This is a genomic window from Anaerolineales bacterium, from assembly GCA_019637755.1.
In the GTDB taxonomy this organism is placed as follows: Bacteria; Chloroflexota; Anaerolineae; order Anaerolineales; family UBA11579; genus JAMCZK01.
Window position 1 is genome coordinate 53,836 of record JAHBVC010000001.1, and the last position, 16,762, is coordinate 70,597.

Annotated in this window: 15 protein-coding genes; 10 read left to right on the forward strand and 5 right to left on the reverse strand. The window is 61.0% G+C overall.

Annotated elements, in window-relative coordinates; genetic code table 11:
• Window positions 1-6: 6 nt before the first annotated feature.
• The 7 genes from KF821_00330 to KF821_00360 all read left to right on the forward strand — a co-directional run bounded on the left by KF821_00330 (window position 7) and on the right by KF821_00360 (window position 8,724).
• A complete protein-coding gene (locus KF821_00330) occupies window positions 7-1,128 on the forward strand; it encodes a D-alanine--D-alanine ligase (GenBank protein ID MBX3004258.1) in 1,122 nt (373 codons plus the stop codon).
• Window positions 1,128-2,105: an FtsQ-type POTRA domain-containing protein gene (locus KF821_00335; protein MBX3004259.1), complete on the forward strand. Its 978-nt coding sequence runs from the start codon at window positions 1,128-1,130 to the stop codon at window positions 2,103-2,105. The genes KF821_00330 and KF821_00335 overlap by 1 nt, the downstream gene beginning before the upstream one ends.
• Complete coding sequence (gene ftsA, locus KF821_00340) at window positions 2,106-3,332, forward strand: cell division protein FtsA (protein MBX3004260.1); 1,227 nt, start codon at window positions 2,106-2,108, stop codon at window positions 3,330-3,332. It abuts the gene before it with no gap.
• Between the two features lie 83 nt (window positions 3,333-3,415).
• Window positions 3,416-4,528, forward strand: coding sequence for a cell division protein FtsZ (ftsZ, locus tag KF821_00345; protein MBX3004261.1), 1,113 nt, complete (start codon window positions 3,416-3,418; stop codon window positions 4,526-4,528).
• Window positions 4,529-4,870: 342 nt separating this feature from the next.
• On the forward strand, window positions 4,871-5,332 hold the full coding sequence (nrdR, locus tag KF821_00350) for a transcriptional regulator NrdR (protein ID MBX3004262.1): 462 nt from the start codon (window positions 4,871-4,873) through the stop codon (window positions 5,330-5,332).
• Between the two features lie 67 nt (window positions 5,333-5,399).
• On the forward strand, window positions 5,400-8,021 hold the full coding sequence (locus tag KF821_00355) for an adenosylcobalamin-dependent ribonucleoside-diphosphate reductase (protein ID MBX3004263.1): 2,622 nt from the start codon (window positions 5,400-5,402) through the stop codon (window positions 8,019-8,021).
• A 49-nt stretch (window positions 8,022-8,070) separates the two neighbouring features.
• The gene (locus KF821_00360; GenBank protein ID MBX3004264.1) at window positions 8,071-8,724 is read left to right on the forward strand and encodes a hypothetical protein; all 654 of its coding nucleotides are present in this window, start codon (window positions 8,071-8,073) and stop codon (window positions 8,722-8,724) included.
• A gap of 3 nt (window positions 8,725-8,727) precedes the next feature.
• On the opposite strand, the gene KF821_00365 is transcribed toward KF821_00360, so the two are convergent.
• Together KF821_00365 and KF821_00370 are read right to left on the reverse strand one after the other, a co-directional pair.
• Window positions 8,728-9,018: a GIY-YIG nuclease family protein gene (locus KF821_00365; GenBank protein MBX3004265.1), complete on the reverse strand. Its 291-nt coding sequence runs from the start codon at window positions 9,016-9,018 to the stop codon at window positions 8,728-8,730.
• 286 nt (window positions 9,019-9,304) lie between these two features.
• The gene (locus KF821_00370; GenBank protein ID MBX3004266.1) at window positions 9,305-9,922 is read right to left on the reverse strand and encodes a hypothetical protein; all 618 of its coding nucleotides are present in this window, start codon (window positions 9,920-9,922) and stop codon (window positions 9,305-9,307) included.
• A gap of 329 nt (window positions 9,923-10,251) precedes the next feature.
• On the opposite strand from KF821_00370, the gene KF821_00375 reads away from it, so the two are divergent.
• Together KF821_00375 and KF821_00380 are read left to right on the forward strand one after the other, a co-directional pair.
• Window positions 10,252-11,703 carry an amidohydrolase gene (locus KF821_00375; protein MBX3004267.1) on the forward strand — a complete coding sequence of 484 codons (1,452 nt, stop codon included), beginning with the start codon at window positions 10,252-10,254 and terminating at the stop codon, window positions 11,701-11,703.
• A gap of 68 nt (window positions 11,704-11,771) precedes the next feature.
• Window positions 11,772-12,566, forward strand: coding sequence for an SH3 domain-containing protein (locus KF821_00380; protein MBX3004268.1), 795 nt, complete (start codon window positions 11,772-11,774; stop codon window positions 12,564-12,566).
• 122 nt (window positions 12,567-12,688) lie between these two features.
• Here KF821_00380 and KF821_00385 read toward each other — a convergent pair whose 3' ends face one another.
• On the reverse strand, window positions 12,689-13,519 hold the full coding sequence (locus KF821_00385; GenBank protein ID MBX3004269.1) for a hypothetical protein: 831 nt from the start codon (window positions 13,517-13,519) through the stop codon (window positions 12,689-12,691).
• 91 nt (window positions 13,520-13,610) lie between these two features.
• Here KF821_00385 and KF821_00390 point away from each other — a divergent pair, with 91 nt between their 5' ends.
• Window positions 13,611-14,255 (forward strand): deoxynucleoside kinase, encoded by a 645-nt coding sequence (locus KF821_00390; GenBank protein ID MBX3004270.1) that lies wholly within the window; start codon window positions 13,611-13,613, stop codon window positions 14,253-14,255.
• Window positions 14,256-14,723: 468 nt separating this feature from the next.
• Here KF821_00390 and KF821_00395 read toward each other — a convergent pair whose 3' ends face one another.
• Window positions 14,724-16,283, reverse strand: a complete 1,560-nt coding sequence (locus KF821_00395; GenBank protein MBX3004271.1) for a M1 family metallopeptidase — start codon at window positions 16,281-16,283, stop codon at window positions 14,724-14,726.
• Between the two features lie 34 nt (window positions 16,284-16,317).
• Window positions 16,318-16,635, reverse strand: a complete 318-nt coding sequence (locus KF821_00400; GenBank protein MBX3004272.1) for a multidrug efflux SMR transporter — start codon at window positions 16,633-16,635, stop codon at window positions 16,318-16,320.
• Window positions 16,636-16,762 lie beyond the last annotated feature (127 nt).

A 16,762-nucleotide genomic window follows, 5' to 3' on the forward strand; every position in this document is an offset into this window, starting at 1 on the left:
GACGCTATGGCAGAAAACAAGACTCACGTTGCAGTTATTTTCGGCGGCCGCTCCGGTGAGCACGCCGTTTCGCTGATGTCAGCTAAGTTTGTGCTGCAGATGTTGCAGACCGCCGGCTACGCCGTGACCCCCATCGGCATTACGCGTGATGGCGCCTGGTACAGCGGCGATGGCGTGCTGGCTGCGCTGGAAGCCGAAGAGCTGGCCGGCTTGCAAGCCGTCACCTTGCTGGCTGACCCCACGCGCCCGGGCTTGCAGGCTCTGGATGCCCTCGACGGCGCCGCGCAACTGCGCACCCTGGCGGCGGTGGATGTGGTCTTCCCGGTTTTGCACGGCACCTATGGCGAGGACGGCACGCTGCAAGGCCTGCTGGAGTTGGCGGGCGTGGCCTACGTGGGCGCCGGCGTGCTGGGTTCTGCCGCGGCGATGGATAAGGCCTTGTTTGCCGATGTAATGGCTGCCCACGCCATCCCGGTAGCGCAGAGTGTGCTGCTCTTGCGCAGCGAGATTCAAGAGGATATTGACGCCGCGTTGGCCAAGGCTGAAGCGGTGAGCGCCTACCCGCTGTTCATCAAACCGGCCAACCTCGGTTCCTCGGTGGGGATTAGCAAGGCCAGCAGCCGCGCCGATCTGCTCGAGGCGCTGATGTACGCGGCGCAATACGACCGCCGCATCGTTGTGCAGCGCGGCTACAACGTGCGCGAGATCGAAGTGGCAGTGCTGGGCAACGACGCCCCCGAAGCCTCGCTGTGCGGGGAAGTGGCGCCCGAAGCCGAATTCTACAGCTACGAAGCCAAGTACCACGATGATCGCTCCAAGACCTACATCCCGGCCGATATTCCCGCCGAGACCAGTGCGCGCATTCGCCAGTTGGCGGTGCAGGCCTACCAGGCCTGCGATCTGGCCGGGCTGGCGCGCGTGGATTTCTTTGTCGATCGCGACAGTGGCGATGTGGTGCTGAACGAGATCAACACCATGCCGGGCTTTACCTCGATCAGCATGTATCCGCAATTATGGCAAGCCAGCGGGCTGGATGGCCCGGCGCTGGTCACGCGCTTGATCGAGCTGGCCCAGCAACGCCGCGCCGAGCGCGCCGCCACCATGCACGAATACCGGAGGGGTGGTTAATGGCCACAGCAGAAAACAACCTGACGCGTGCTGAACAGGTGCGCGCCCGCCGCTTGCACCGCCGCGAAGACAAGCCCATCGTTAACCGGCTGGCCAGCGCGGCCCAGGCAGCCAAAGCCGCGGCCCGCCGGCCGCGGATGGTGGCGCGCAATGCGCAGAGCGAGCGCCGCTTGCAGGCGCTGGAGCAGGGCAGCCTGCGCCGCCCGCGCTACATCAAGCTGGCCGAGGCCGGCGCCGAGTTGCGCCTGCCGGCGCTGCCCAGCGTGCAGGTGGGCTGGCGGGTGATCTCGGGGGCGCTGGTGGCAGGCTGCTTGCTGTTGCTGTATAGCATGTTCAGCTCGCCCGGCTTCACTGTGGCACGCGTCGAGCTGCAAGGCGCTGAGCGTGTGAATGCCAACGCCATCAACAATGCGCTCGGCATTGCCGGGCAGAGCATCTTCCGCATCGAACCGGCCAAGCTGTTGGCCACGCTGCGCGCCCAGTTCCCTGAGCTGGAACGCGTCTCGATCAGCGTCGGGCTGCCCGGCAGCGTCACCGTCACCGTCAAGGAGCGCGAGCCGTTGATCGTGTGGGAGCAGGCCGGGCTGAGCTTGTGGATGGATGCGGCCGGGGTAGCGTTCATGCCGCAGGGCGATGCCAGTGGCCTGATCCATGTGACCGCTTTGGATGCGCCGCCCAGCCTGAGCAACAACACGCCGGAGAGCCACCAACTCATCCGCCCTGAGATGGTCTTTGTCATTCAGGCCTTGCAGCGCATTGCCCCTGAAGGTTCGCCGCTGGTCTACGACCCCAAGATGGGCTTCGGCTGGAGCGATCCTCAGGGCTGGCAGGTGTTCTTCGGCCAGGATGGCAAGGATATTGACCAGCGTCTGGCGATCTACCTCAAGATGCTGGATGAACTCAAGGCGCGCCGCCTGGTGCCTACGCTGATCAGCGTGGCGCAACTGCACGCCCCGTACTACAGAATGGATTATTAAATGGCCGCACCGATTGTCGTTGGCATTGATATTGGCACCACCAAGATCTGCACCATCGTGGCCCGCGTGGAGCAAGACGGCCGCGTGCGCGTGCTGGGCGTGGGCAACGAGCCCTCGCAGGGGGTGCGCAAGGGCACCGTGGTGGACATCAATGCCGTCACGCGGGCGATCAGCCACTCGATCGACAAGGCCGAGCGCAGCTCCGGCCTGGAGATCACCTCGGCCCTGGTGAGCCTGGCTGGTGCGCATGTCAGCTCGGCCAATAATATCGGCGCGGTGGGCATCGCCAACCGGGTCATCTCGCATGAGGATGTGGGCCGCGCCCTGGAAGTGGCGCGCGCCGTAGCCATCCCACACAATCGCGAAGTCGTGCACGTCATCCAGCGTGGCTTTGTCGTCGATGGCCAGGATGGCATTGCCATTCCGGTGGGCATGCATGGCTACCGCCTGGAGGCGCAGGTGCACATCATCACCGCGGCCTCCTCGGTGGTGGATAACCTGCGCCAATGCGTGGCCGAATCGAATGTTGGCGTCAGCCAGTTCGTGCTCAACCCACTGGCCTCGGCCGAAGCGGTGCTGACCCCAACGGAGCGCGAGATGGGCGTGGTGGTGTGCGACATCGGCGGTGGCACCACCGATATGGCTCTGCTGGTGGAGGGCGATGTGCTGCACACCAGTGTGCTGGGGGTGGGCGGCAACCATGTCACTTCGGATATCGCTCACGGCCTGCGCTTGCCTTTCTCGCAGGCGGAGGAGATCAAGCTGCGCTATGGCCACGCGCTGCCGGGCGAGATCGACCCCACCGAGACCTTCGCGGTCAAGGCGGTCGGCGCCAGTGAGGCGATGGAGATCAACCGCCATGAGATGAGCCAGATCATCGAAGCGCGCATGGAAGAAGTGTTCACCCTGTTGCACGAAGAGATCGGGCGCACAGGCTACGCCGAGCTGCTGCCGGCGGGCGTGGTGCTGACCGGTGGCAGCAGCCTGCTCAAGGGCTTGCCGGAGCTGGCCAGCCGCGTGCTGCACATGCCGGTGCGTGTGGGCCAGCCAGACAAGCTCACCGGCATGGTGGATAAATTGCAATCGCCGGCGTATGCCACCAGCGTGGGCCTGCTCAAGTGGGCCGTGCTGATGAACGAGGTCAGCCCCAACAGTGCCAGCAGCAACGGCACCCATGGCGATAAGAGCATCGATTGGAAGGAATGGGTCAAGCGTTTCCTGCCCTGATTTTTGGGCGCAAAACCAGCAAAGCATCTATAGTTGAGTCTTAAGTGTTTGATGCGCAGTTAAAAAATTAGCTTGGAGGAGCTATGAAAGCACAAAACAATCACACAGAGACCATCGCCCGCATCAAAGTGGTGGGCGTGGGCGGCGGTGGCTGCAATGCAGTCAACCGCATGATCGATCAGGGCATGCCGGGCATTGAGTTCGTGGCGGTGAACACGGACGCACAGGCACTGCAGTTCTGCAAAGCATCCACGCATGTACGCATCGGCGATAAGCAGACGCGCGGCATGGGTTCCGGTGGGGACCCTGAAGTGGGCCGCAAGTCTGGCGAAGAATCTGCCGAGGACTTATACGAAGTATTGCGCGGCACCGACATGGTGTTCGTCACCGCCGGCATCGGCGGCGGCACCGGCACTGGCGCGGCGCCGATCGTGGCCCAGGTGGCCCGCGATGTGGGCGCGCTGACCATCGGCGTGGTCACCAGCCCGTTTGAATTCGAGGGCAAGCGCCGCAAGCAGAACGCCGAGGCCGGCATTGCCCGCCTCAAAGAGCATGTCGATACCCTCATCGTCATCCCCAATGACCGCTTGCTGCAACTGGTAGACAAGCGCGCCGGCCTCAACGATGCCTTCCGCCTGGCCGATGACGTGCTGCGCCAGGGTGTGCAGGGCATCTCGGAACTGATCACCGTGCCCGGCCTGATCAACCTGGACTTTGCCGACGTGCGCACGATCATGTCTGAGGGTGGGGCGGCGCTGATGGCCGTCGGCGAAGCCGAAGGCGAGAACCGCGCCCAGATGGCCGCCGAAGCGGCGATCAACAGCCAACTGCTCGACATCACCATTGATGGCGCGCGTGGCATCCTGTTCAACATCACCGGTGGCCCGGGCATGTCCCTCTTCGAGGTCAACACCGCCGCCGCCATCGTCAAGGAAACCGCGCACCCGGATGTCAATCTGATCTTCGGTGCCGTGATCGACGAAAGCATGGGCGACAAGGTGCGTATCACCGTCATCGCCACCGGCTTTGACCGCAAGGGCATGCCGCGCCGCATGTTGCGCACGCAGCCCGGTGCGCAGACCATGGCGGAAGGCCAAATTCAGGCTGCACCGCGCCAACCCGAGTACCAGCCGGCCAACGTGGACCCCAAGGATTTGGATATTCCCACTTTCCTGCGTAATCGCCTGGGCAACTAAGACTTTTGCGTTTCAACGGGCGCACGATCCGACCCTCCACGGAGCCCGTGAATAGAGAACACGCCGCCTCACCGGGCGGCGTGTTCTTTTAAGGGTGCATGCCCAAAATGGCGCGGCGCGCTTTTTTGGCGGCTGGCCCACGCTGGCCTGGATCAACTAGGCGCGCGGTCTGCGCGTCTCTTAAAGTTTTGCCCAGAAGCAAATTTCGTGCCAAAAATGCTTGCGCCCCTCAACCCCCGCGTGCTAGAATGGCGAACTTTTCCCCCGAAATATAGCGGTACTTTGGTACTGTAACCCATATATGGGGGCAATAGTGCATGCAAGAGAGGTAATTCGCCAAATATGTTGTGCCCGCATTGCAAAGACGCCAACCAGGAAGGCAGCAAGGTGATCGACACCACGCATGACGCGCGGGGGGGCATCCGCCGCCGCCGTGAATGCAAGAACTGTGGCAAGCGCTACAGCACCTATGAGCGCCCGATCCTGGCTGCGCCGCTGATCATCAAGAGTGATGGTGGCCGCGAGGAGTTTGACCGCGAGAAGCTGATGCACAGCGTGCAGTTGGCTTGCGTGAAACTGCCTGTCGCTGTCGCCGAGATCGATCGTTTGGTAGGTGAGATTGAAACCAAACTGATGCAAATGGAGAAGTCTGAAGTCTCATCCCGTGTGGTGGGTGACATGGTGCTGGCCGGTCTCAAAGACCTCAGCGAAATCGCCTACATCCGCTTCGCCCTGGTCTATCTGGGCCTGAATGACCTGCAGGCCATCCGCAAAGAAGTCGACAGTCTGATCGCATCAAGCTAAGTCAAACGACACTCTGCCCGCAGAGGGGCGCAGTGTCGCATTGTCGCCCCGTTCGATGGAGGAAACGATGTTGAAGGAAACCAAGTCCACCGCCGCCAAGCAAGACGCCACCCACGGCTTGCTACCCACGCCCGCCATGCCCAAGAGCCTGAAGAAGGTCGCCCTGGGCGAGAACGCCATGCAGGTCTTCCAGCGCCGCTACATGCGCCGTGACCAGGATGGCAAGCCCATCGAGAGCGCCGAGCAGACCTACTGGCGCGTGGCCTACCACGTGGGCAAGGTGGAGCAGCAGTGGGGCGCCGATGAAATGCAAACGGCGCGTGACTTCTACGCCCTGCTGGCGGAGCAGCGTTTCACTCCCAACTCGCCCACCTTCACCGGCGCCGGCACGCCCATCGGCCAGCTGGCCGCCTGCTTCGTGCTGCCCATTAGTGATGACATGGGGCGCGCTTCCTCCGGCATCTTCCAGACCCTGCGTGACGCCGCCCTCATCCAGCAGACCGGCGGCGGCAACGGCTTCGCCTTCAGCCGCCTGCGCCCCAAGAACGCGCACGTCAAAACCTCGGCGGGCCGCGCCACGGGCCCGGTCGGCTTCCTGCGCGTGTACGACCAGGCCTTCGGCGAGATCGCCCAGGGTGGCACGCGCCGCGGCGCCAACATGGCCGTACTGCGCGTCGACCATCCGGATGTCGAGGAGTTCATCACCAGCAAGACCAGTGAGAACGCCATCACCAACTTCAATATCTCGGTGGGCATCACCGATGCCTTCATGCAAGCCGTGAAGGATGATGCCGATTGGGATTTGCGCTTTGTAGACATTACCGACCCGCGCAGCAAGGGCTTTGACGGCACGCTGGAGCAAGCCGAATTGGCTGGCCTGCCCATCAAGACTTACAAGACTGTGCGTGCCCGTGAACTGTTCGACAAGATCGTCACCCAGGCGCACCACAACGGTGAGCCCGGCCTGCTGTTCCTGGATGCGGCCAACCGCAGCAACCCCGTGCCGCACCTCTACCCGCTGGAGGCCACCAACCCCTGCGGCGAGCAGTGGCTTGGCCCCTATGAGAATTGCTGCCTGGGTTCCATCAACCTGGCGCAGCACTTTGGCCCGGACGGAACGGTGGATTGGGCCAAGCTGCAGGAGAGCACCGAGCTGGCCACGCGCTTCCTCGATGATGTGGTTGAGGAGAACGCCTACGTGCCGGCCGTGCCGCAGCTGCGTGAGGCGGCCTTGAAAGCCCGCCGCATCGGCCTGGGCATTATGGCGCTGGCCGATTTGCTGTACCACTGCGGCATCCGCTACGGCTCGCCCGAGGCGCAGGAATTCTCCGCACAGGTGATGGAGTTTGTGCGCTATCACAGCATGAAGACCAGCATTGAGCTGGCCAAAGAGCGCGGCCCCTTCACCGCCATCGAGGGCAGCATCTACGACAAGAACCACATGACCTGGGCGCCGCCCACGCCGCTGGAAGCCTACTCCTTGGAGTACGGCCGCCCGGCGGTGGAGTGGGGCAGCATTGTGGATGGCATCAAGGAGCACGGCATCCGCAACGCCTGCCAGACCACCATTGCGCCCACGGGCACCATCGCCACCATCTCCGGCTGCGAAGGCTACGGCTGCGAGCCGGTGTTTGCGCTGGCCTACCTGCGCCACGTCAATGACAATGGCAAGGACCTCACGCTGACCTACACCAGCCCGCTGTTTGAGCAGGCGCTGGAAGCCTCTGGCCTCAGCGCCGAGGAGCGCACGCGCATCATTGACCAAGTGGTAGCCGAGGGCACCTGCCAGAACGTGGCCGGGCTGCCCGAGAGCATCCGCAACACCTTCGTCGTCTCTGGTGACATCAGCGCCGAGGAGCATGTGCGCATGCAAGGCGCGTTGCAGGCCTTCGTGGACAACAGCCTCTCGAAGACCGTCAACTTCCCCGCCGGTGCCACGGAGGAAGACGTGGCCACCGCTTATATGCTGGCCTGGGAGCTGGGCGCCAAGGGCATCACCGTCTACGTCACCGGCTCGCGTGACAAGGTTGTGCTCGAGACCCATGCCACGGCCAAGTCGAAAGAGGCCACGCCTGAGGCCAAGCCGATGGCAGTAGGCGAATCGTTGTGGAATGAATCACGCAAGCCGCGTCCCGGCGTCATGCACGGGCACACCATGAAGGTCGAGACCCCGCTGGGCGCTGCTTTCGTTACCATCAACGAGAACGGCGAAAGCCAGCCCTTCGAAGCCTTCATCAACAGCGCCAAGGCTGGCTCCGAAACCGCCGCCGTCTCCGAGGCCATCGGCCGCCTCGTATCCTACATCCTGCGCCTGTCCTCGCCGGTGGCCCCGCTGCAGCGCCTGCACGAAATCCGTGCCCAGCTGGCCGGCCTCGGTGGCGACCGCCAGCTCGGCCTCGGCCCGCGCAAGGTGCGCTCGCTGCCCGATGGCGTCGCCCAAGCCATCGAGCAGTACCTGGTGGCACGCGAAGACGGGGAGCCGCATGCTGCGCACGGCAATGGCAACGGACACACGAACGGCAACGGCCACGCGCACGTGGATACCGGCAAAGCCGAAGGCTTTGCCCAAGCTGTGCCGCAGGCACAGCACGGGCCAAAGGGCGAACTGTGCCCGGAGTGCGGCCACAGCACCCTGGTCAACGAAGAGGGCTGCAAGAAGTGCCACTCGTGCGGGTTTAGTGAATGTTAGGCTGAGCCCTGCCTAGAAACTAACTTTAACTTCACTTTCTTATGAAGAATTGGGAAACAACGAGTTGATGATTCGGGATGCTAAGAAATTTACCGACGAGGAGTTGAAGCAGTACGCTGATGAGCACGTTCTTTATGAACTGAGCATGCTGCATGAAACCGCAGCCCTTTTGGCCGCTTATCAGTTCCAAGGACCATATTCTGAGGCGGTGTACAATGCGCTTCTAGAGTCATTTTTAGTTCATGCTAGAAACCTTGTGGATTTTTTATACAAGGAATCTGAGTTTGGAGGAGCGCGAACTACTGACGTTGTTGTTGAGGACTACTTGCTTGTGCCAAATCAGCTGCAGGCACTTGTGCCAGTAACGCAACTGCTTAGGGACACAAAGATAAGAGCAGATAAGCAAGTTTCACACCTAACTACTAATCGAGCTACAGAATACATTGCGGAGAATAAGGGCTTAGCCTATCTTCAGGTTTACGCAGATATTCTATTAGCGTTTAAATCTGTAGCAAATTTTCTGTCGTCACAAAAAGTCTCTGATAGATTTTTCGGAATTATTGATGACCATTATGTAAAAGTGTTACCAGGAATAAAGATAGGTGCAATCCTAAAACTCAAGCCAAGTTTCCATCCTCATGATCAGTTAGAAACAGATTGTGTGCATCCTGAGCGCAGCGAAGGATCCTCCCTGCCTCAGTAGACCCTACAGCCAATCCTCGCTCAAATCCCTAAATGTCGGGTTCATCGTCCTAATTAGCTCTAGCTTCTTACGCCTGCGCCAGCCCTTAATCATGCGCTCCGCCTTCAGCGCATCCACAGGATGCTCAAACGCCTCCACGAACAGCAATCGGCTCACGCCATAGCGCTTGGTGAAGCCCTCGACTTGCTTTTGGCGGTGTTGCTCCAAGCGTCCAGCCAAATCAGAAGTCATGCCAGTGTAAAGCACGCCGGTAGTATTGCCGAGGATGTATACATACGTCGTTTTCTTGCCCACTTTTGCAACCCCACCTGACTTCGGTCCCAGCTCCACAATGATCCCTCGCTACGCTCGGGATGCACATAGTACATAACTTTCGTGCATCCTGAGCGCAGCGAAGGATCCTTGCAACCTTCTCTCTACATCAGGCCATTCTTCAAAGCCCAGTCCCAGTTTAAACTCACGACCAAGGGTTTATGAGTCCCCTGCACGAGTCAGCGCGAAACTTATACGGAGAAGCGTCGCTCAGCGTCAGCCGAGCATCTTCTCCCGCGTAGCGTAGCTGCGCAACATCCCTCCGCCTTCAGCCCTCATCCTTGCTTTTTAAAACAACGCCGAATACCACAGCCGCGGTCACAATCGCCCCCAAGATCAGCGCCCACAGCGTGCCGGCCGAGCTGGCCACGCCAGCGAAGAAAGGCGTATTGTGCCCTGGACCGATGGCGAAGCCCAGCGCCGCCAGCGCCATGCGCCCGGCGGCCTGCCGGCTGCGGCCTACCAGCCAACCGGCCAGCGCCCCGGCCACGGCCGAGGTCAGGAACAGGTCGATGGCGAAGCGTGAGTACACGATGCCTTCAAAGCCCGGCACCACGCGGTTGCTGCCCCACAGGTAATCAATGATGGGGTGCTGCACGCTGCTCACCGCATACGAGGTCAGCTGCGTCAGCGTTAGCAGGGCAACGAAGGCCGCCACCGCCAGCCAGGTGTTCTGCGGCAGGCGCGGGCGCAGCGCATCGTAGGCCCACGCCACCAGCAGCCCGGCCAGCGCCGCCACCACTGCGCCGAACGGCGCAATGAACCATATCGGCCGGATCAGCGCCTGGTGAATGAACAGGAAGGCGGTGAAACCCGCCAGCCCGGCCAGCACACCGGCCAGCGCCGTGCGTGAAGTGATGAAGGGGGTCTTGTTTGTTGCCATCATGGCCTCCTGTGGCTTCGCCGAGCCGTCAGTTAGTTTGTCCAGCAGCTTGATTTGCAGCGTGATCTCGCTTGCACTTATTCCTTCGGGTGTATAAGCCTGGCATGTTTGCTACGCGTTGTGCCAGTTCTGCCAAAAGTGACAACATCTACAAAACTGACAACACCTACAACACTGACAACATCTACAAAACTGACAACACCTACAACACTGACAACATCTACTAATCGACCTGAGCTATCTTGCCGACCTTACACTGTAAAAAATTATAGTTGAACCAACACCTCGATTACAATTTTTGCAACTCATCCTCTCGCTCATGAGCGTGCCGCGTGTCTACAAAGCAGACCCTCTTCACCAACGCCATCGTCTACACCGTCGACCCTAAAGACACCATCCTCACCAATGCTGCCGTGCTAGTGGAAGGCAGCCGCATCGCTGCCATCGGCCCCAGCGAGCAGCTGCGTAATCAGTACCCTCAAGCCGAAATTGTTGACGTAACCGACCGGGCCATCTTGCCCGGTTTTGTGAACACGCACATCCACCTCTCGATGACGATGACGCGCTCCATTGCCGATGACATTGAGGCGGCCAAATGGCTGCCCGTAGTGTGGGCGATGGAGTCCAACCTCAAGCCGGAGACGGTATACGCCGGCGCCGTACTCGGCATCGCCGAGATGATTGCCAGCGGCACCACCACCTTCAACGATCACTACTTCATGATGGATGAGGTCGCCCGCGCCGTGCAAGAGACCGGCATCCGCGCCGATCTGGCTTTCGCCATCCTCGAGAACCGCAACAAGAAGAAGGGCGAGAAAGACCTCGCCACCGGTGAAGCCTTTGCCGCTGAGTGGAACGGCAAGGCCGAGGGCCGCATCCGCACCCGCATGGGGCCGCACGCGCTTTACACCTGTTCCACCGAGCTGGTGCAAGCCGCGCGTGCCGCCGCCGACCGTGTGGGCGTAGGTATGCACATGCATGTGGCCGAGAGTGCCTTTGAAATGACCCTGGTCGGCAAGAAGGCTGCTGGCCCTACCAGCATCCAGCATCTGGCCGCGTTGGATATTTTGCGTTCTGACTTTGTCATCGCCCACGGCCTCAACGCCGATGCGCGTGACATCGAAATTCTCGCCGAGCTTGGCGTGGGCATCGCCCACTGCCCGCAGGCCTATGCCCACATCGGCGGCTGGCCCTGGCCGCACATCGACGAGTGGGCCGCCGCCGGCGTGGCCGTTGGCCTCGCTACCGATGGCACGGCCAGCAACAACAATCTGGATATGTTCGATGAGATGCGCCTGGCTACCGAGGTGCGCAAGCTGCAAGCGCGTGACGGCACGCTGCTGCCCGCGCGCCAGATGCTGCGCATGGCCACCATCGAGGGCGCCAAGGTGCTCGGTCTGCAAGACGAAATTGGCTCGATCGAGGTGGGCAAGAAGGCAGACCTTATTTTCATCAACACGCGCCAGCCGCATCTGCGCCCGCTGCACAATCTGCCCAGCCATCTGGTCTACAGCGCGCGTGGCGCTGACGTGGAAAGCGTGATGGTGGATGGCAACTTCCTCTACAAGGATCGCCAGCACCTTACGTTGGATGTCAACGCGGCCATGGAACGTGCCGACCGTGAGTTCGCTGCCATGCTCGGGCGCGGGGGCTGGTCCGTCACCATGCAGGAGCCCAAGGCTGGCCTGGCTGCGGCACTCAAACTCGGCGTGACCCAGCAGGCCCTTTCAGTGATGCAAGTTTTGGTGGGTAGCGAGCAAGCCAGCGAGGATACGATCCTCTAAAGCCTGGCGGTAACGTATACCCGGCGGGTGCGTTTTCTTTGCAGTACATTCGCCTAAAGGAGCTTGTTATGAAAAAACTGCTTGTGATGCTCGCCCTGGCTGCCAGCCTATTGGCCGCCTGTGGACCTAGCACCGAATCCCTCGTCGCCACGGGCATCGCCCAGACCCAGCAGATCAGTAGCCTGCAAACCGCTGCCGCCGGCCCTGCCAGCACTCAAGCCTTGGCCGAGACGGCCACGCCGGCCAGTGCTTCCGTTTCTGTCACCACCTCGCGCGATGTCAATATGCGCGCCGGCGACTCATCCGCCTATGGCGTGATGACGGTCATCCCCGGCGGCGAGACGGTCGAAGTTTTCGGCGTTAATGCCGCCGGCACCTGGCTGCAGGTCAGCTACCACAACGCCATCGGCTGGATGTCGGCCGATTTCATTACTGGGGATGTGCCCGCCGGCCTGCCCGTGGCTTCGCCTGCAGCGCCGCCGCCGAGCAGCGGTGGTAGCGGTGGTGGTGGTGGCGGTGGCGGTGGCCAGAGCGGCAACGTGCAAGACTTCACGCTGGTGCTCTCTGCCGATAACACCGACAACAAGTCCATCAGCGGCGAAGTGCCCGCCAATGTCACTCATCGCATCACGGTGCGCGTGGATAACCTGACTGGCCCGGTGGAAGTGGATATTGCCTTCCAGTGCGATACCAGCGACCCGGAATATGTGGAGATCAGCGCTCCCGGTGCGGATGACAACACGATCTGCAACAACAACTGGTCGCACCAGGTTTCGCCTGGCACCAACTACTTCACGGTTAGCCTCAAGATCACCCAGGGTAACCCGGTGCGCTGGACTCTCATCGCCAACGTAAGCCCGTAGTATCCAGACGCATTAAACTAAAACGGCCTGCAGAATTCTGCAGGCCGTTTTTTCTTTTACTGTCATTGCGAAGCGCTTGCCGCATGAAAAATGCGGCTAACCACAGCAATCTATCTCTGTGTTTAGGGTATCGACACCGTTAGCGTGTAGTCCACTGTGCGCCCGCCCTGCGGCACCACTTCGATGATGTAGTACTGGGTCTGCGGCAGGCTCTGGCTGAAGTTGACCACGCCATTTTGGGCACGCGCATACGGTTCGCCAGTGTTGAAGCCCCAGATGGTCAGCGCGGCGTCATTTGGATTGGTGTTGAGCTTGACGCTCAGGTTTTGCCCAGCCGAGGCATAGATCGTGTAGGTGACCGGGTTGCCGCCCACCGTCTTGCCAGTGTAGCTGCTGCTGCTGGTTCCGCTGGCAAAATTCACCGGTACGGCGAAGGCCACCGAAAGCGTGAAGTCCTGCGCCGTGTTGCCGCCGATCACAGTGAATACATAATCCTGCGTCTTGCTAAGCAGCGTGCGGTACGAGGTGTAGCGCAGCGAGTCGGCCAGCAGGCTGCTGCCATCGGCGCCTTTGATCTCCAGGATCGCATTGCTGGCCGGGGTGAACAGGTTGGCGATGATGACCTGATTGGCCGCCGCGCCGGCAGTGAAGCTCACGCGCTGGTTGGGCTCTACATGGCCGCTGACGATGCCGGTGGTGGCGCCAATGGCCAAGTTGATGAGGCCCTCTTCCTGCGTGGGGGTGGGGGCCGGCGTCTCGCTGGCGGTCGCTTCGGGTTCGGGGGTGTTGCTGGGCAGCGCCTCCGTAGGCGGCACGGCGGCCGCTGTCTCGCTGCTCACCGCCGCCAGGGTGCTGGCCACACTGGTGAATAGGGCGTTGGCGTCAGGGGTGGTCGGCGCCGGGCTGCAGGCTGCCAGCAGGGCAAACAATGCAATGGCACTTAACTTGTGCATAAGCTCTCCTTCGCTGATGCTCTATCTTACAAGTTTTTTTAGCTCCTGTCATTTGCAATCCTTGCCGGGCGGATTATGTATACTCGGCGCAATGGCAGCCAAACACCTTGTTCTTGTCGCTGGCAATATCGGTGCCGGCAAAACGTCTCTGGTGACCAAGCTGGGCGAGCAACTGGGCTGGCGCACCGGCTTCGAAACCGTGGAGACCAATCCGTACCTGGGGAAGTTCTATGGCGATATGCGCGCCTGGGCTTTCCATTTGCAAGTTTTCCTGCTGGCGCAACGCTCACAGTTGCATATTGAGGCCCATCGCCATCCCAGCTCGGCCATCCTCGATCGCAGCATCTATGAAGACTATTACATCTTTGCGCGTGCCCTGCACTCTCTGGGCAACCTGAGCGCAGAGGATCTGGATACGTATTCACGGGTCTACAAGCTGGTGATCACCTCGCTGCCCAAGCCAGACCTGCTTATCATGCTCAAGGCGCCGGTTTCCGCGCTGCTGGAGCGTATCCACTCGCGCGGCCGTGAGATGGAAGCCGGTATCACCGCCGAGTACCTCAGCCTGCTGGATGGCTACTACGATGAGTGGCTGCACAGTTTTGACGTGTGCCCTGTGCTCACCATCTCCTCAGGCGATCTCGATTACGTCAACGACCCCGCGCACCTGGCTAGCGTGATCAAGACGGTTGAGGCCAAGCTCTCCGGCCGAGACGAACTCGTCTTCGACGAATAGAAGCGAACTACAGCCCGTCATTGCGAGGCCGTGAAGCGGCACAGCCGCTGAACAACGAAGCAATCCACAAGTGCGGACACAAACAGGCTTTGGGACTGCTCCGTGCAGGCTGTCATTCCGAACGAGCGGCGTAGCCGCGAGGAGGAATCCTTTAGGGCATTACAAACAGGCTTATTGTGCTATGCCCTAAAGGATTCCTCGCTACGCTCGGAATGACGGCTTGGCTCTGTAGGGGCGTAGCATGGCTGCGCCCTTTGTCATTCCGAACGAGCCGCGTAGCGGCGAGGAGGAATCCGTTAAGGGTTGGTAGCTAAGTACTTATTTGTGTGGCAATAGAAACTAGTGAATACGTATTCCTCGCTACGCTCGGAATGACAGTTGAACTAGCAACCCTGTTCTCGTTTTGAAATTGCCCTTGATCGTTGGGAATGCCCGAGTAGGGGCGCAGCATGCTGCGCCCCTACATAGCTACTGATAATCCGCCAGATACAAGCCCATCTCAGGAATATCGGGCATCGCCTCAGCGTACAGCCACGCCGCAAAGAAGTCTTGCAGCGACTCGCCGCTGACTTCCTCGGCGATGGCTACGAAATCCGCCGTGACGGCATTGCTATCACGGAAGCGCTCATAGTAGCTCTGCAAGATGGCGAAGAAGGCTTCGTCGCCTACGCGCTCACGCAGCGCGTGCAGCGCCAGCGCGCCGCGGTAGTACACGCCAAAGTTGAACAGGTCGCCCGGGCCGGGGTGGCCCGGCGCGGCAGCATACTCGCCACTGAGCGCCACCTGCATGTAGTAGGAGCGCATTTCATCCTCCAGCGCTTGGGCGCCGTAGGCATGCTCGTTCCACAGTGCACTCATATAGGTGGCAAAGCCTTCGTTCAGCCACAGGTCTTGCCAGCAGGTCAGGCCGATGCTGTCGCCAAACCATTGGTGCGCCAGCTCGTGCGCAACCACGTACTCATCGGTAAAACCCGAACCAAAGACGCTCATCGTTTGCGTTTCCAGCGCAAAGCCAAAATCCACATCGTGCACGATCACCCCCGCGGCTTCAAAGGGGTAGGGGCCGACCAGATCGTTGAACAGCGCCACCATCTCGCCCAGCCGTTCGAAATTCTGGCGCGTCTCGGGCGGAATGTCATGCTCGAAGTAATTGCGGATCAGCAGGCCCTGCGGGCCGGAGCGCCCCTCCACATCGAAGCGGCCAATGCCCACTGTCGCCAGGTAGCTCGCCATTGGATAAGCCGAGTTCCAGATAAAGGTGCGTGTATCGCCATTGTCGGTCGCATCCTGCAGCACGCCGTTGGCCGCGGCGAGATAGGGCTTGGCCACCGTGATGGCATAGCTGTAGGTGGCCTTATCCGCCGGGTGGTCGTTGAGCGGCATCCAGCTGGAGTTGCCGCTGGGCTCGGCGGCCACATAGGCGCCTTCGCCATCCGGATACCAGCCCCAGCCCACTTCGAATTCGTTCATGTTGCTGTAATCGATGCCTTCGCCCGGGCTGCCGTGGTACTCGACTAGGACGGTAAACGCCTCGCCCGCGGCAATCGGCTGCGCCGGGGTGATGCGTAGCTCCACTCCCTCGCGGCTGAACTGCGCGGGCTGGTCTTGGACTTGTAGGCGGTCCAGTTGCAGGCCGGCCAGCTCCAGGTTGAATTGGCTGAGCGCTTGCGTGGCAATCGCCTCGATGCGCACGCGCCCGTCAAGCTGGCGGAGGGCAAGATCTACGCTGAGCTCAATGTCATAATGCTGCACATCGTAGCCACCGTTACCCAATTGGGGAAAATAGGGATCGCCCAGCCCTTGAGCGCCGGGCTGCGCGGGGCCGCCCGCCGCGCCCAAAGCTGGCGGGCGCAGCGGGCAGGCTTGTAGCTCACCGCTTGGTTGGCCCCCGCCGCCAAACGAGCCGCCACCACCGCCGCTGGATGTGTTGGCGGTTGGGGTGGGTGTGCTGGGCGGCGGGGCTCCAAAGCGGCAGGCCAGCGCGGCCAGGCACAGCAGGCACAGCGGCAAGAGGATACGTTTGCTCATGGTCACCTCTGGCTGGCCCGCGCGGGCCGCCATCTTATGCAGAGTATTTGAGGCCGATGATACTGGCGATCAGCAAGCCCAAAAATGCAAGCTTGGCTGGGCTGGCCGATTCTTTGAACAAGAGGATGCCCAGCAAACTAGCGCCCAACGTGCCAATGCCTACCCATACGGCATACGCCACGCTCAGCTCAAGCCGCTTGGTAGCCAGCGAGAGCAGATAAACGCTGAGTGCCATCGTGCTCAGCGCAAACAGGCTGGGCCAAAGCTTAGTGAACCCCTCGGTGTACTTGAGGCCAACAGCCCAGCACACCTCAAACAAACCGGCAAGAATCAAAAGTACCCATGTATTCATAACGCCTCCAAACAAAACAGAATTTTGTTTGCGTCGTCTTGTCCTAACCGGGTACGGCGCGTCTCGTCCGGATGTTACTTTTAGGATAGCTTGGGCAGCTTAACCGCATGTGAGCATGCGCCTAGCG

Coding starts and splice junctions, on each gene's coding strand:
- ftsZ (MBX3004261.1), top strand. CDS start 3,416: ATGAAAGCACAAAACAATCACACAGAGACCATCGCCCGCATCAAAGTG.
- KF821_00385 (MBX3004269.1), bottom strand. CDS start 13,519: ATGCACAAGTTAAGTGCCATTGCATTGTTTGCCCTGCTGGCAGCCTGC.
- KF821_00335 (MBX3004259.1), top strand. CDS start 1,128: ATGGCCACAGCAGAAAACAACCTGACGCGTGCTGAACAGGTGCGCGCC.
- KF821_00390 (MBX3004270.1), top strand. CDS start 13,611: ATGGCAGCCAAACACCTTGTTCTTGTCGCTGGCAATATCGGTGCCGGC.
- KF821_00380 (MBX3004268.1), top strand. CDS start 11,772: ATGAAAAAACTGCTTGTGATGCTCGCCCTGGCTGCCAGCCTATTGGCC.
- KF821_00330 (MBX3004258.1), top strand. CDS start 7: ATGGCAGAAAACAAGACTCACGTTGCAGTTATTTTCGGCGGCCGCTCC.
- nrdR (MBX3004262.1), top strand. CDS start 4,871: ATGTTGTGCCCGCATTGCAAAGACGCCAACCAGGAAGGCAGCAAGGTG.
- KF821_00400 (MBX3004272.1), bottom strand. CDS start 16,635: ATGAATACATGGGTACTTTTGATTCTTGCCGGTTTGTTTGAGGTGTGC.
- KF821_00355 (MBX3004263.1), top strand. CDS start 5,400: ATGTTGAAGGAAACCAAGTCCACCGCCGCCAAGCAAGACGCCACCCAC.
- KF821_00395 (MBX3004271.1), bottom strand. CDS start 16,283: ATGAGCAAACGTATCCTCTTGCCGCTGTGCCTGCTGTGCCTGGCCGCG.
- ftsA (MBX3004260.1), top strand. CDS start 2,106: ATGGCCGCACCGATTGTCGTTGGCATTGATATTGGCACCACCAAGATC.
- KF821_00370 (MBX3004266.1), bottom strand. CDS start 9,922: ATGATGGCAACAAACAAGACCCCCTTCATCACTTCACGCACGGCGCTG.